The sequence below is a fragment of the Rhizobium aethiopicum genome, from assembly GCF_900094625.1.
Classification (GTDB): Bacteria; Pseudomonadota; Alphaproteobacteria; order Rhizobiales; family Rhizobiaceae; genus Rhizobium; species Rhizobium aethiopicum.
In genome coordinates, this window is the sequence record NZ_FMAJ01000001.1 from 773,646 (window position 1) to 787,147 (window position 13,502).

General features: G+C 59.9%; 18 protein-coding genes and 1 tRNA gene. 9 read left to right on the plus strand and 10 right to left on the minus strand.

Annotated elements, in window-relative coordinates; all coding sequences use genetic code 11:
• The first annotated feature begins 12 nt into the window (after window positions 1–12).
• A complete protein-coding gene (locus tag GA0061105_RS03915; protein ID WP_092748104.1) occupies window positions 13–351 on the plus strand; it encodes a KTSC domain-containing protein in 339 nt (112 codons plus the stop codon).
• A gap of 49 nt (window positions 352–400) precedes the next feature.
• Here GA0061105_RS03915 and GA0061105_RS03920 read toward each other — a convergent pair whose 3' ends face one another.
• Window positions 401–688 carry a hypothetical protein gene (locus GA0061105_RS03920; RefSeq protein ID WP_092748106.1) on the minus strand — a complete coding sequence of 96 codons (288 nt, stop codon included), beginning with the start codon at window positions 686–688 and terminating at the stop codon, window positions 401–403.
• 91 nt (window positions 689–779) lie between these two features.
• On the minus strand, window positions 780–1,097 hold the full coding sequence (locus tag GA0061105_RS03925; RefSeq protein ID WP_092748108.1) for a PGPGW domain-containing protein: 318 nt from the start codon (window positions 1,095–1,097) through the stop codon (window positions 780–782).
• Between the two features lie 117 nt (window positions 1,098–1,214).
• Between GA0061105_RS03925 and GA0061105_RS03930 the strand changes: the two genes are divergently transcribed.
• Window positions 1,215–1,289: transfer RNA gene (locus GA0061105_RS03930), tRNA-Asn, on the plus strand.
• Between the two features lie 355 nt (window positions 1,290–1,644).
• Here GA0061105_RS03930 and GA0061105_RS03935 read toward each other — a convergent pair.
• The 3 genes from GA0061105_RS03935 to GA0061105_RS03945 all read right to left on the minus strand — a co-directional run bounded on the left by GA0061105_RS03935 (window position 1,645) and on the right by GA0061105_RS03945 (window position 2,808).
• Complete coding sequence (locus tag GA0061105_RS03935) at window positions 1,645–1,848, minus strand: CsbD family protein (protein ID WP_064696085.1); 204 nt, start codon at window positions 1,846–1,848, stop codon at window positions 1,645–1,647.
• A gap of 153 nt (window positions 1,849–2,001) precedes the next feature.
• On the minus strand, window positions 2,002–2,181 hold the full coding sequence (locus GA0061105_RS33235; RefSeq protein WP_092748110.1) for a hypothetical protein: 180 nt from the start codon (window positions 2,179–2,181) through the stop codon (window positions 2,002–2,004).
• A gap of 291 nt (window positions 2,182–2,472) precedes the next feature.
• Window positions 2,473–2,808, minus strand: a complete 336-nt coding sequence (locus GA0061105_RS03945) for a hypothetical protein (protein ID WP_064696086.1) — start codon at window positions 2,806–2,808, stop codon at window positions 2,473–2,475.
• Between the two features lie 220 nt (window positions 2,809–3,028).
• Between GA0061105_RS03945 and GA0061105_RS03950 the strand changes: the two genes are divergently transcribed.
• From GA0061105_RS03950 to GA0061105_RS03960, 3 genes are all read left to right on the plus strand, one after another.
• Window positions 3,029–3,238 carry a hypothetical protein gene (locus GA0061105_RS03950; protein ID WP_208601616.1) on the plus strand — a complete coding sequence of 70 codons (210 nt, stop codon included), beginning with the start codon at window positions 3,029–3,031 and terminating at the stop codon, window positions 3,236–3,238.
• Window positions 3,235–3,504 (plus strand): hypothetical protein, encoded by a 270-nt coding sequence (locus tag GA0061105_RS03955; RefSeq protein WP_064696088.1) that lies wholly within the window; start codon window positions 3,235–3,237, stop codon window positions 3,502–3,504. Before GA0061105_RS03950 ends, GA0061105_RS03955 begins: the two co-directional genes overlap by 4 nt.
• 197 nt (window positions 3,505–3,701) lie before the next feature.
• Window positions 3,702–4,622 (plus strand): hypothetical protein, encoded by a 921-nt coding sequence (locus tag GA0061105_RS03960; RefSeq protein ID WP_064696089.1) that lies wholly within the window; start codon window positions 3,702–3,704, stop codon window positions 4,620–4,622.
• Window positions 4,623–4,768: 146 nt separating this feature from the next.
• On the opposite strand, the gene GA0061105_RS03965 is transcribed toward GA0061105_RS03960, so the two are convergent.
• Window positions 4,769–5,068, minus strand: coding sequence for a DUF6074 family protein (locus GA0061105_RS03965; protein ID WP_064696090.1), 300 nt, complete (start codon window positions 5,066–5,068; stop codon window positions 4,769–4,771).
• Between the two features lie 194 nt (window positions 5,069–5,262).
• On the opposite strand from GA0061105_RS03965, the gene GA0061105_RS03970 reads away from it, so the two are divergent.
• A complete protein-coding gene (locus GA0061105_RS03970) occupies window positions 5,263–6,528 on the plus strand; it encodes a glycerate kinase type-2 family protein (protein ID WP_064696091.1) in 1,266 nt (421 codons plus the stop codon).
• Window positions 6,529–6,653: 125 nt separating this feature from the next.
• Here the strand turns inward: GA0061105_RS03970 and GA0061105_RS03975 are convergent, their stop codons facing one another.
• From GA0061105_RS03975 to GA0061105_RS03985, 3 genes are all read right to left on the minus strand, one after another.
• Window positions 6,654–7,607, minus strand: a complete 954-nt coding sequence (locus GA0061105_RS03975; RefSeq protein WP_092748114.1) for an NAD-dependent epimerase/dehydratase family protein — start codon at window positions 7,605–7,607, stop codon at window positions 6,654–6,656.
• 97 nt (window positions 7,608–7,704) lie between these two features.
• Entirely contained in the window at window positions 7,705–8,661 is a 957-nt protein-coding gene (locus GA0061105_RS03980; protein WP_092748116.1) for a lytic transglycosylase domain-containing protein, read from the minus strand.
• Between the two features lie 146 nt (window positions 8,662–8,807).
• A complete protein-coding gene (locus GA0061105_RS03985) occupies window positions 8,808–9,467 on the minus strand; it encodes a peroxiredoxin (protein WP_064696093.1) in 660 nt (219 codons plus the stop codon).
• A gap of 391 nt (window positions 9,468–9,858) precedes the next feature.
• Between GA0061105_RS03985 and GA0061105_RS03990 the strand changes: the two genes are divergently transcribed.
• Both GA0061105_RS03990 and GA0061105_RS03995 read left to right on the plus strand, forming a co-directional pair.
• Complete coding sequence (locus tag GA0061105_RS03990) at window positions 9,859–10,446, plus strand: ANTAR domain-containing response regulator (RefSeq protein WP_092748118.1); 588 nt, start codon at window positions 9,859–9,861, stop codon at window positions 10,444–10,446.
• A 34-nt stretch (window positions 10,447–10,480) separates the two neighbouring features.
• On the plus strand, window positions 10,481–11,761 hold the full coding sequence (locus GA0061105_RS03995) for a CmpA/NrtA family ABC transporter substrate-binding protein (RefSeq protein WP_208601617.1): 1,281 nt from the start codon (window positions 10,481–10,483) through the stop codon (window positions 11,759–11,761).
• A gap of 278 nt (window positions 11,762–12,039) precedes the next feature.
• On the opposite strand, the gene GA0061105_RS32750 is transcribed toward GA0061105_RS03995, so the two are convergent.
• Window positions 12,040–12,360 carry a hypothetical protein gene (locus GA0061105_RS32750; RefSeq protein ID WP_167358496.1) on the minus strand — a complete coding sequence of 107 codons (321 nt, stop codon included), beginning with the start codon at window positions 12,358–12,360 and terminating at the stop codon, window positions 12,040–12,042.
• Here GA0061105_RS32750 and GA0061105_RS04000 point away from each other — a divergent pair.
• Window positions 12,245–13,486, plus strand: coding sequence for an MFS transporter (locus tag GA0061105_RS04000; protein ID WP_092748122.1), 1,242 nt, complete (start codon window positions 12,245–12,247; stop codon window positions 13,484–13,486). The genes GA0061105_RS32750 and GA0061105_RS04000 overlap by 116 nt on opposite strands.
• The last annotated feature ends 16 nt before the right edge of the window (window positions 13,487–13,502 follow it).

Consider the following 13,502-nt stretch of genomic DNA (forward strand, 5'->3'; position numbering starts at 1 on the left):
ATAGGAGCTGCGATGGAATGGGCTGCCCTCAAGGAAAGCCAGGGACGAGCGGCATATGATGCCGAAACCCGGGATCTCCACGTAAAGTTCGCCGGTTCCGCGCCGGTGAGACATGCGAACATTCCGCCGCATGTCTACCAAAACCTTCTGGAAACAACCGATCCACACTTCTATTACAATTACTATATCGCGCCATCGCGCGTATTACCGGCCCGTCGGCAGCCCGTCGCGATGGTAATCCACGGACTGAAGCTCGTCCTGCTTCTTGCCGCCTGTAGTCTCCTGATGGCAACCGAGCTCGATCGGGGCCACAGCGGGATTTTCGAGGAAAGCGAATTGAGATCGAATTAGCGTCGCACCCGTTCGGACGCGCTCGAACCGGGCGACCGCAACTGCGCAATCAGCCAACGGTGAAGCTGGACCTTTCAAGCGATGTCCTGTTCTGGGAGCGGTAGCGGCGCTCGTCCCGACCACGGTCATTCCTGCCGTCGCGTTCGTTGCGGCCGTTAAAATTGCGATAGTTGCGAGGGCCGTTATAGCCGCTTCGACCTTGATCGATGACGCAGCCTTCGGGACGGCGGCAGATACCGCTGGCGTCAAAACCGCGGCTGTCGACGGCTTGCGCCTCGGCTGATGTGGCTGAGGTAACCGCCGCCGCGGACAAGACAACGATGAGAAGTAGCTTCATTTCCCCACCCGGACAATCGCGGCGCTTTCTACTCTCAAAAAACATGAATAGCGATCCATCGTTCCCCAGGGATCGTCTCCGATGACCGCCGTTACCCGGCCGGCTTTCGCCGCCTGTGCCACCAGACTGCCAGCCGGCGCCGAAGCCTGCGGGCGATTGAAAGATCATGCGAGAGCACCAGCAGGCCGAGCGGCACCATCCAGAAACCAAGGATCGGCAAGAAACCCAGCAACCCGCAGAACACGAGAGCCATGCCGATTGCCATCCGCCCGATGCGTGAGCGCGGCATGCCGATGCTGAAAGATCCGAGCACAAGCCTGTGGTTTACATGGTCGATACCGAAGCGCCCGGCCCGCCTTCTGCGCTTCTCTTTGCCCATTGTCTCTCGGCGTTCATTCCTATTTGTCATTTCCCAGAGATGGGCACAGACCGTCCAAATACAAGTTCATTTCATTTTTTTGAAAAAACCGCTTGGCAAATCGGGCAAGCATTTGTATTAGCCCACTCACACCGCGCCAAGCAGTGATCCCTGGTAGCTCAGCGGTAGAGCATTCGACTGTTAATCGACAGGTCGCCGGTTCGAATCCGGCCCGGGGAGCCATCTTTCAAGCTAATCATCACTGTTGTGGCTTTGGCCTAAGCGCGTGCCTGCTGGGCCATTGCAAGAGGCCGCGGCTGAGCGAAAGTGCAAGCCGCATAGGCTGCTCTGCCCGCGTGCTTGAGATCATCCGAAGTCGATGGGTGGGCTTCGCAACCCGCCCCAAGAATTGGCTCGCTCGGACGTCTCTCCTAGCCGCTACGACAGCTCGAGCGGTGTCAACCTTCCCAAGGCCCCGCCATTCAGTGGGTCGACACGCCGGCGTTCTTCCGGCAACAGAGGGTTGCCGGAAGAAGATATTAAGGTGACACGCGATCGGAGCGGGCGAAGGACAGCGTCCGCTGCCCGATGACGCGCATTACCAGGTCTGGCGATTATACCAATCGTCAATGTCTCTGCGGGTACGGTCCTTCTCGTAGCCGTAGCGCTCCTGGATCTTGCCTTCCAGCTGATCGCGCTTGCCATTGATGACGTCAAGATCGTCGTCCGTCAGTTTGCCCCACTGCTCCTTGACCTTGCCTTTCATCTGCTTCCAGTTACCTTCGACGCGGTGCCAATCCATAGCGTATTCCTCCTGTCGTTAGGATAGAGGAACGGAGACGAGCGATAAGGGTTCCGCTTCGGCAAGCCGCCAGCCATTGCAGAACCAACATTTTTGAGAGAGGCAGCGAGCTGGAAGACCAGGCCAGGCACCGGGCCTGAAACGGCACCGTCTCTAATAGCTGCAGGAACGGCCGTCGCCGGGTCGGAAGCCGTCGGCACAGGCCGGGTTCATGGAATCGCCAGGGTGGTATCCTGATGCCGAGCCATATGAATTTGGCGGCGTCGAGCAGGCCGAGGCGATGGCCGCCAGAGCAATCGCTCCGGCTGCTAAGATCTTTCGAAATCTGTTCATGGATAGGTCTCCCAGTTCCGTTGCGTTCGGTAAGCGAGAGCCCTCCCTCAGGAATAACGGGAGCATTTCCCGAGCTCATCTCCTCCGAAATTACGCTGCGCTTGAAGATATAGGCGCTCCCCTCGACGGACATCAGCTCCAGCCGCCAAAATTCTTGCCGCCCTTTATAAATTCTGCGCGCATAGGCGGATATCGCCAGGCTATTCCCGCGGCGTTACCGGAAAGCACCCGACGCATGTGCCCCGGAAGCAGTCTGACTTCCGGGGCAAGTTGATGAAGCGGTACGAGCTTTCATTGGCACGCATTTGCCGCATCGGGTTGTGTCGAGCTATTGCCGGAAGTGGGGGCCGGATTGCCGGTACCGCCAGCCTGCTGGCGCTGGCAATCGTTCGGATCGCCGCCGGAGCCGTTTGTATCGGTCGTGCCGGCGCCGATAGTCGTATTTGCTCCCGTTCCGCCGGAATTGGTGTTGCCAGAACCCGTAGTATCCGTACCAGACGTGGTGCCGCTGCCGGAACCTGACGTTCCGCCGCTGCTACCGCTGCCCGAGCCGCCGCCCGATTGGGCCATTGCCGACGTTGCCAGGCCAATCGAGATTGCTGTTACTGCGATCATTCTCAGAAGCATTGGGTATCCTCCTAGCTTCTCATTGCCGATAGGCAGCAAACAAAGGCCCGCCGCGATTGTTTCAGTTCGAAAGCGTACAGGAACCTCCCCTTATGCCGCCTCGGGTGATGAAATGAACGATGCGCGGAAACGCCATCGTTCTTGACTCGGACGCAAACCGGAACATAATAGGAACATCTAAAGAAGGTCCGGTTGGAAAGCTCTGGAGGAGATCGAGGTCGTGCGTCCGCAGACAGCCGAGAAATTGGCAGAAGAAACTTTGAGAGGAGAAGTGGACGCAGTTGTCGCTTTTCATCAGGGGGACATTCGTGCCGCCATTACGACGCTGCTGCTGGACTGCCATCATCTCAGACTTCAGCTTGCCCTGATAGATAAGGGCGAGAGCCGCAGCATGGCATGTGAACACACAACGACTTTCAAAGGACCATGAAACATCGCCGCAGCATCGGCGTCGCGCCCCCTGATCGCCATGCCGTTGAAATCGAAAAGACAACGCTGGCGACGTTAGCGGAGTGGTTCGTCATTTACGCCCGTTGCCACGCATGCCGCCACCAAACCTTTATCGACCGGCGGGATATTGCCCGGCGCTGCGGCCACGACCTGTCTCTCGCCAATCTGGCCAGACGCCTCCGCTGCCACGAATGCGGCAACCGCTCCGGCAATCTGCTGCTCCTTCAAATGCTGCCCCGCGATTGATCGGAACGCGCGCATTTCAAACCGACCGTTCCACCGGCCGGGAACAAACGTCGTGCTTAAAAGTTGTGTGGCATCAACCACGTAACGTCGCCTTTGACAGGAGGTCTCTCATGGGTCGCGGTATTCTACTTTGGCTGCTCGGTGTTCCACTGCCTATCATCATTCTTCTGGCTCTGTTTATGCGATAGGAACGGATCATGTCGGTATCAATGACAGGTTCCGGAGAGGTTGCTACTCCGGTCGAATCCTCCAAATCCGCCATGACGTGGGGACCCATCTTTGGTGGCGCAGCCGCCGCCATCGGAGTGACCCTCATCCTTCTGCTTCTGGGATCCGGACTTGGGCTGACGATGGTGTCACCCTGGTCAGGACAAAGCAGTTCGCTCGGCACACTCGGCATCACAGCGGCGATCTGGCTCGTTCTCGTGCAATGGCTCTCCTCCGCGCTCGGAGGTTATGTTACCGGCCGCCTGCGCACAAAATGGGCGGCTGTCCATACGGATGAGGTCTTCTTCCGAGACACCGCGCATGGTTTCATAAGCTGGGCTCTGGCGACGATCTTTGTCGCCGGGTTTCTCGCATCGTCGCTGACATCGCTCGCTGGTGTCGGTGCACAGGCGGTGGGATCGGCCGCCCAAGCCGTAGGCTCGACTGCCGTGGCCGCCGGTACGGCAGCAGCATCGTCGCCAACTTCGCCGCTGGATCTTTCCACCGGCTATTTCACCGACGCGTTGCTGCGTCCAGACCAGGCGCGTGCGGCAGCGACATCCAACGATGCTGCGGCAACATCGGAAGTCTCCCGCATCCTCCTCAATGGGGCTGCCGAAGGGCAAATTCCAGATGACGACAAAGCCTATCTCGCTACCATCGTCTCTGCGCGGACCGGTCTTTCCGAAGCCGATGCACGCACCCGCGTTGATACAGTGCTGAAACGTATCGACGACGCCAAGGCCGCCACCCAAAAAGCCGCCGACGAGGCACGCAAAACCGCCTCGACCACGGCGTTGCTTGGATCCTTGTCGCTTCTGATCGGCGCTTTCATCGCCGCTGCGGCCGCAGCTCTAGGAGGATCGCAACGCGACGAAGAGGAAGATCTCATCGTCACTTCCCGGGTCTAACCGATGAATCAGAAGGGGCGCGAGCTGAATGCTGCGCCCCTCCGTTGAATATTCCAGGCTTTCGGAGCTTGCATTATCGGCGGCCATTCGGCTGCCGTCGCGCCAACGCCGTTTTCCAGGACTGCGGCTAGTGCCAGTTGATAGAATCAGCGTTTCTGCGATTTCGCAACGGCCCGCTTCTGATGGCTGAGGACGAGCTCGATCTGGACATCTTGTTGGAATTCCATCACCCGCAGACCGACATCGCTCTCAGACATTCCCGCAGCGATAAGCTGATCGGCAAGCCTGCGGCACTCAGCCTTCCAGAATTCGATCGCGTCCGCGCCGTGCCGACGCCCGAGTTCTCGGGCGCAGCGCTCGATATTGGCAATTCCGGTTGCGGAGGGAAAGGCAATAACCTTGCCTTCATGAGAGGCGGCGGGGCGGCTGGGCGTTTCAGTGGCCATCGAACACAGGTTTCCTTTGATGCTATGTGTTGTCTACGGGACGATGGTTAATGCTTTCTATTCGTTCGCCTCTTTCAATGACGAGACTCTGCGTCACCGCCGTCAGATCACCTGATCTTCGGCCTTGACGGCGCCACGCCGATGCGCCGACAGTCTCCAACATGATCGACACCTTGAGGCAGCAGAGACCAACGATGATGACAAGCGCCCCCCGCGATTTCCTGAAAAGCCTGTTCGACGCGGCGGTTCGTGCCGCCGATCCGCTGACAGGCATCAAATCGCACCTGCCGGAGAAACCGAAGGGAAGAACTGTCGTGATCGGCGCCGGCAAGGGCGCGGCGCAGATGGCGCAGGCGCTCGAACGCTTATGGGACGGACCGCTCGAGGGACTGGTGGTCACCCGATACGGCTATGGCTGCAAAACGCGCTTCACCGAAATCGTCGAAGCAGCCCATCCGGTGCCCGACGCTGCGGGGCTCATTGCGGCCAAGCGGTTGGTGGAAACGGTGAACCGGCTAACGGAAGACGATCTGGTGATCGCGCTGGTCTGCGGCGGCGGTTCGGCGCTGCTGCCCGCCCCGCCGGAGGGGTTGACCCTCGAAGATGAGATCGCGCTCAATGAAATGCTGCTTGCTTCGGGCGCGCCGATCTCGGCGATGAATGTCGTGCGCAAGCATCTCTCCACCATCAAGGGCGGAAGACTTGGGGCAGCGACGAAAGCCAGAGTCGTCAGTCTGATTGTTTCCGACATTCCCGGCGACAACCCGGCTCATGTCGCGTCCGGGCCGACGGTGCCTGACGGTTCGACACGGCACGAAGCGCTCGAGATTATCAGGCAATATGGATTGCAGCTGCCGCAGGCCGCGCTCGACCATCTGAACTCGCCGAAGGCTGATGCGCCGCGGCCGGACGATGCGGTATTCCTGCGGCACGAGCATCACATCATCGCCTCTGCCGGTGTTTCGCTGGCGGCGGCGGCCGCCGAGGCGAAATCGCAAGGGATTGCGCCGGCAATTCTTTCAGATGCTATCGAAGGCGAATCGCGTGACGTGGCGCTGGTGCATGCGGCCATCGCCCGCGAGGTCATGGGGCGGAACAGGCCATTTGCGAAGCCGGTGGTCATCCTGTCCGGCGGCGAGACGACGGTGACGCTGAGAGCAAAGGGCGGCAAAGGCGGCCGCAATGGCGAATTCGCCCTTGCCGTGGCGCTCGCGATCGATGGACAGGACGGCATTCATGTCCTGGCTGCCGACACGGACGGGATTGACGGCTCGGAAGACAATGCCGGCGCCTTTGCCGATGGCGGCACTGTGAAGCGTCTTCGCGCCGCCGGGCTCGATCCGCGCCGGCTGCTCGACGGCAACGACAGCTATTCTGCGTTCGAGACTGTCGGCGATCTCTTCGAGACCGGCCCAACCGGAACCAATGTCAACGATTTCAGGGCAATCCTCATCCGTTGAGATAGATCAATTCGAGGAAAAGTGCGAAGCGGTTTTCCGTCCGGAATTGCGTAAAGACTAAAGTTTAGAGCGGTTCTGCGCTTCCGTGAAAAGCTGAACCGCTCTAATGAACGACCAGTCAGCGGTCAGGTCTCGATCCGCCCCTGCCCGACCAGCCAGCCGACCGATTCCTGGACCGCCTGCAGGGAGGTATATCTCGGAGTATAGCCGAGCAGGCGCTGGGCTTTGGCAATCGAGCAGTTCGGACTGCGGGCGATATGCTCCCATGTCGCCTCCGCGTCCTCCGCCGTCTGGCCCTCCGCCCAGACGTCGAATGGCGCAAAGGTGAGCTTCGGGTCCCGCCCGAACCACCGCGATACCGATTCGGCGTAACCGCGAAGCGTCACAGCCTGCTCCGATACCGCGTGGAAACTTTCGCCAGTGGATGCGTTCCAACTGGCGATCGCATCCATGAACATCGCCGCTACGTCATCGGCATGGACGTGGTGAACGGTCTCCAGCCCGAAATTGGGCAGCGCCAGGGCCTGCCCGCGGGCAAGCGTCGAAAAGACGTGCAGGTTAAAATTGCCGGCCGGATTGAGCGGCGCCCATCCGGGGCCGACAATGTGGCCGGGGTGGATGATGGTCGCCGGAAAACCCCGAAGCCTTGCCTGCTGCAGCAAATAGGTTTCGATCGCGGCCTTTTGGATGCCATAGTCACCGAAGGGAGACTTTGGCGCCTCCTCCCGTGTCGGCACGGCCACCGGGTATCCATGGGTCCAGATCGTACCGGTATGCAGGAAATGGCCGACATGCCCTGACAGGGCCGTCACCAGCTGCTCGGCGCTTTCCAGCGTGAAGCAGATCATGTCGATGACGATATCGGCTTTCACAGCCCGCACGGCCGCGCCGAACTCACCCTGCCGTTCCATCTCTGCCCGGTCCATCTGCCGCTGATCGACGGAGGCCCAGGCGCGGTTTGCCGTGTAAGGCCTTGCCGCACCGCGGCTGATCGTCACGACGTCGTGACCGGCCTCCGCCAGACGGGGAACGAGATAGGTCCCGACGTGACCCGTTGCTCCAATGACCAAGACGCGCATTGCCTTCCCTCCCGATGCCATGATCCGCTTCGACTATGCTGCGCCGTCCGGCGATCCTGCAAGCAGACTTTTCGTCACGAATGGCGAGCAGGCGCGGCTATTGGTTCTTGAAAACGAGGCAGGTGCCGCCATGCTTGAGGATCTGGTTGCAGACGTCGTTGGCCTCCATGCGTGTTTGCCGGGAGATGCGGGCGGCATAACGCGGGCGAAACCCGAAGCTGCGATCGCGCTGGCGCAAGATCAGCGGCTGCTCCGCATTCAATGGCGCAGGCAGATCCTGCACGGCCTCGCGAAACATGCGCCGGGCCATCGCGACGTCGCGATTCGCCGCCAGCTGTACGCCCCAGGGAGCCCAGATGCCCTCCTGACGCCAAGGCGTGTCCTTCAGTCTTCGGCTATCGGCAAGCGCCACGCAGCCGCCGAGGAAGGGCTTGTCCTTGTCGAGCGGGACAGCCGCGTCCTCAGGCGGATTGTCCTTCCATTCCTCGACCGTGTGTGCGGTGATCGCCATCACGTAGCTGCGCGTCTCGTAGGGTAACCTGCCTGATGTGAGGTAAGTCGCGAGGCCGTTTTCGCCGGCATTATAGGCAGCGGCGGCAAGGCCGAGATTGCCGAAACGGTTGCGCAGTTCATCGAGATATTGCGCCGATTTCCTTAAGGCTTCCAGCGCCTGATAACTGTCTTCGAGACCGCGGAGTTTGGCTGTTCCAGGCATGAACTGCGCAATCCCCTGCGCGCCCTTGATGCTGACGGCATCGGGGCGAAAGGTGCTCTCCCGCCAGATGAGACGGGCGAAATAATCCGGCGGCAACCGATTTGCCTCGGCGAAATGCTCGATGGCGATGCAGAGGTCGCGGTTGAAGCTCTCCTTGCGGATGCAGAGCGTTTCCCCCGTTCCCGAGGCCGACGTCCCGGAATAGAGACAAGCCGGCTCGGCAGCGCTCTCTTCCGGCTGCGCCTTTGTCTTGTCGAGGGCGGAAAACAGAAAACAGAGCGAAAGCAGAGCCTTCGCGGATGTCTTCCCAACGCCGGATTGACAGTTTCGCCTTATCATCGGATCTCAGCAGGTTCCAACTTCCATCGCGACGTCAATCCTAGATAGCATCAATAAAGGCGCGAAGCTTCCCCCATTTCCGTTTACCGCACGAAAAAGCCGCCGGGCCATTGGCCGCGGCGGCTCGGAAAAGCTTGAAGCAGCGATCAGGCCGACGGCTGTTTCGTCTTCCTGAGATAGGGCAGAACCGTATCGAAGGAGCCAAAACGCGTGACCGCATCTTCGTTGGAAACGGCGGCGGTGATGATGACATCTTCGCCCTGATTCCAGTTTGCCGGCGTCGCCACCTGGTGCTTGGCCGTCAGCTGAATGGAATCGATGGCGCGCAGGATCTCGTTGAAATTGCGTCCCGTCGTCATCGGATAGGTCAGGATGAGCTTGATCTTCTTATCGGGACCGATGATGAAGACGGAGCGCACCGTTGCGTTGTCGGCGGGTGTGCGACCTTCAGAGCTGTCGCCCGCGCCAGCCGGCAGCATATCGTAGAGCTTGGCGACCTTCAGGTCCTTATCGCCGATCAGGGGATAATCCACATCGAAGCCAGTTGCGGTCTTGATGTCACCTTTCCACTTGGCATGGCTTTCGACCGGATCGACGGAGATGCCGATGATCTTGACGCCGCGCTTGTCGAACTCTCCGGCAAGGCCGGCCATGGCGCCTAGCTCGGTCGTGCAGACAGGTGTGAAGTTCTTCGGATGCGAAAACAGCACGGCCCAGCCGTTGCCGATCCAGTCATGGAAGCTGACCGGTCCCTGTGTGGTGTCGGCGGTAAAATCGGGGGCAATATCGTTGATACGTAAGCTCATGGTCGGCCCTCCAAGCCTTGTGTTCAATGTTTTCCATCTCAAATCGTGGCCATGGGATCGCCCGCCGGAAGCGGTCGCGAGATTGCGACGATCGGAATCGCACCGGCCGAAAGTAAAGACTTTCCCATCCCAAGATCTAACTAAGTCATATACCACGATAACTGAAGGTATGCCCTTCCGATTTCCGGCCTATTACGGCATTATTTTTACCCGATGAAAGAAGACGCAGCTGTCGCCAATCTCATGACCAGCGCCGCTAGCATGAAGAAGATATCGGCTCGCTGCGCGCCTGAAACTGCGCCATTTTGCCTATTTTTTAGGCGCACTGGTTCGTGCACATTTTTCAGGCGAACACCTTGCCAAAATTGCTGCAGCGCGTCAAAATATACCAATGACGCATCGCGATCTGACAATTCTGGTAATCGACGAAAATGCTATTCGCGCCTCCATCATCGAGGAAGGACTGCGCGAGGCAGGGCATACGCGCGTCACCGTCGTACATGAGGTGAACGGCATCGCGCGGACGATTGAAACATTGATGCCCGACGTGATTATCATCGATATCGAAAATCCCAACCGCGACATGATGGAACATCTTTTCCAACTGACGCGCACTGTCAGCCGCCCGATCGCGATGTTTGTCGATCGCTCCGATACGGCGTCGATCGAGGCCGCCGTCGAAGCCGGCGTCTCGGCCTATATTGTCGACGGATTAAAGAAGGAACGCGTCAAACCGATCCTCGATATGGCCGTCAGCCGTTTCAATGCTTTCAGCCGGCTGCAGCGGGAGCTTGCAGATGCCCGCTCGGCGCTTGAAGAACGCAAGCTCATTGAACGCGCTAAAGGCATTCTCATGAAGATGCGCGGCCTTTCCGAGGAAGAGGCCTTCGCCCTGCTGCGCCAGACGGCAATGAATGAAAAGAAGAAGATGTCGGAAATCGCCCAGAGCGTCGTCACCGCGGCGGGGCTTTTGATGTAATGGCCGATATTGCAAATTTCCGGAGGAAACCGGAGTGGATATGATGACGAAGACCGCCAATTCCGGCGGGCTGCCCTTGCCCGCACGTGTAAACAACGAAGGCGCGAAGGTGCTGCGGGCCGGATTCATTCCGCTTGTCGATGCATCGGTTCTGATTGCGGCGGCAGAATTCGGCTTTGCACGGAAAGAAGGCCTGACGCTCGATCTCGTCAAGGACGTCTCCTGGGCAAATGTTCGCGACCGCCTGGCGTTTCGCCAATTCGACATCGCCCATATGCTTTCGCCGATGCCCGTCGCGTCGATGCTCGGCCTCGGCTCCAACCCCTCGCCGACCATCACGCCATTCTCGCTGGGGCGCGGCGGCAATGCCATCACCCTGTCAGCTCGGCTCTTCGAGAGGATGCGCGAGGACGCCGGCTTGCCGGAAACGGCAGGTGCGCTCGACAATGCCCGCGCGCTGGCAAAGACACTGGCAGCAATGAAGGCGCGCGAAGAGCCGCTGGCGACCTTTGGGGTTACCTATCCTTTCTCTTCCCACAATTACGAATTCCGTTACTGGCTGGCGGCAGGCGGCATCGACCCCGACAAGGACGTCAAGCTCGTCGTCGTGCCGCCACCCATGACGTCCGACGCGCTGGCGGCCGGTGCGATCGACGGATTCTGCGTCGGCGCCCCGTGGAATATGGTTGCATCTGAGCGTGGCCTCGGCCGTATTGTCGCCGCCAAGCAGGATATTTGGCCCTCGGCGCCCGAAAAGGTGATCGGCATGCGGCCGGATTGGGCCGAAAGCCACCCCGAAACCGTGTCCAGGTTGGTCGTGGCGCTCGATGCGGCCGCGCGCTGGTGCGACCGGTCGGACAATCACGACGCGCTCGCGGCGGCCCTTGCCGATCCACGTTACATCGCCGCCCCGGTAAATATCATCCGCAGCGTCCTCGCCGGCGAATTCAACCTCGATGCCAGGAGCAATCGGCGCATCATTCCCGATTATTTCCAGTTCCATTCCGGCTTCGCCAATTATCCGAGGCCGAGCCACGCTCTGTGGATATACAGCCAGATGATCCGCTGGGGGCAGGCGCAGACCAGCCTCAACAAGGCGCGGGCCGCCACCTCCGCCTATCGCCCGGATCTCTACCGCGCGGCTCTTGGCGACGATAACGCGCCTGTCGACGCCGATATTCGCGTCGAGGGCGGCGAAGAGGGCGACCGCTTCATGGATGGCAAGGTCTTCGATCCTGCAGAACTGCCGGATTATATCGCAGGCTTTGCCGTCAGGAGCGCCCTGCCCCTCATCTCCGGCAACGACGATATCTGATGGCGAGCCGGTCTGCACAAAACGCCAGCACCGATCGACGCCCACCCTATCGCGACGCACAAAAGATTTGCATCTCCGCAGTTCGCCTGAAAAACGGGCAGAAGCAAAGTTCCCAGAAAAATGGTTTTATTTCAACGCGTTGAAGCGACACTGAAAATCTGGCACGGTGTTTGCATTGCTAGTAGCGCACGGATCAACGGCGATCGGCGCAGAATGAGCACGCAAGCGCTCCTAGAAGATACCGGATCACGGTGCGGCGTGAAGTAAGTCGTAGCGGATCAAAAGTTCAGCAACCGGTATTCGGATTGCTCTGAATAGATAGGGCCGGAAGGCCAATGATTGGGCGCCCAACGGCGGGCGCCACCAGCAAAGCCGCTGAACAGGATTTTTCGCGCGCCTCGTGCAAGCGCGTCCTGACCAGCGGCTTTTTGTTTTAACCCCCAGCAATGGATCGGCACGACCTTGTCGGGCCGCGGAGAAGCTATGTCTGCCATCGAGAAAGCGCAGCCCATGTCCGCCAGCGAACCAGCCAAAGCACTATGGATTTCCACAGTGGCCTTCACCCTCTGTTTTGCCGTCTGGACGATCTTCGCGATCATTGGCATCCGCATCAAACAGGAACTCGGGTTGAACGAGGCCGAGTTCGGCCTGCTGATCGGCACCCCCGTGCTCACCGGTTCGGTGGTTCGAATCGTTCTCGGCATCTGGACGGGACGTTACGGTGGCCGTCTCGTTTATACGCTGACAATGCTTGCCGCCGCATTGGCGACTTTCCTGCTTTCCTATGCCCAAACTTACACGCAGATGCTGATGGCCGGCCTCGGTGTCGGCCTTGCCGGCGGCTCCTTCGCGGTCGGTGTCGCCTATATCTCGCCTTTCTTCCCGGCCGAGAAGCAGGGAACGGCGCTCGGCATCTTCGGCGCCGGCAATGTCGGCGCGGCAGTGACCAAATTCGCGGCTCCGTTCGTGCTGATCGCATGGGGATGGCAGGCGGTTGCGCAGATCTGGGCCGTCGGCCTGGTGCTGATGGCCATCGTCTTCTGGTTCACAACTACAGATGATCCGGCCTTCCGTCTTCGCCGCGAACGCGGCGCCGCCTCGAAGAGTTTTGCCGAGGAATTCGCGCCGCTGCAGAACGTCCAGGTGTGGCGCTTCTCGCTCTATTATTTCTTCGCCTTCGGCGGCTTCGTCGCCCTGTCCCTGTGGCTGCCGCGCTATCTCGTCGGCGTCTACGGCTTCAACCTGGAAACGGCCGGCATGATCGCAGCCGCCTACTCGATCCCGGGCAGCATCTTCCGCGCCTTCGGCGGTGTGCTGTCGGACAAGAAAGGGGCGCGCAGCGTCATGTATGCGATGTTTGCCGTGTCGGCCGTCGCCACCCTCATCCTGTCGCTGCCGGCTTCGGCCATCACGCCTGTTATCTTCATCGCCGTTATCTTCGTGCTCGGCTTCTTCATGAGCCTCGGCAAGGCTGCCGTCTACAAGCACATTCCGGCCTATTACCCCGATAGTGTGGGCGCTGTCGGCGGCATCGTCGGGATGATGGGCGGTCTCGGCGGCTTCATTCTTCCGATCGCCTTCGGCCTCCTCAAGGACATGACCGGCCTTTGGTCCAGCTGCTTCCTGCTGCTCTTCGCGATCGTGGCGATCTCGCTCATCTGGATGCATCTGTCCGTCAAGCAATTGTCGCGCCAAGGGCACTCTTCGCCCGTGGCAGCAACCTGATCCAAGGACTGTAAAA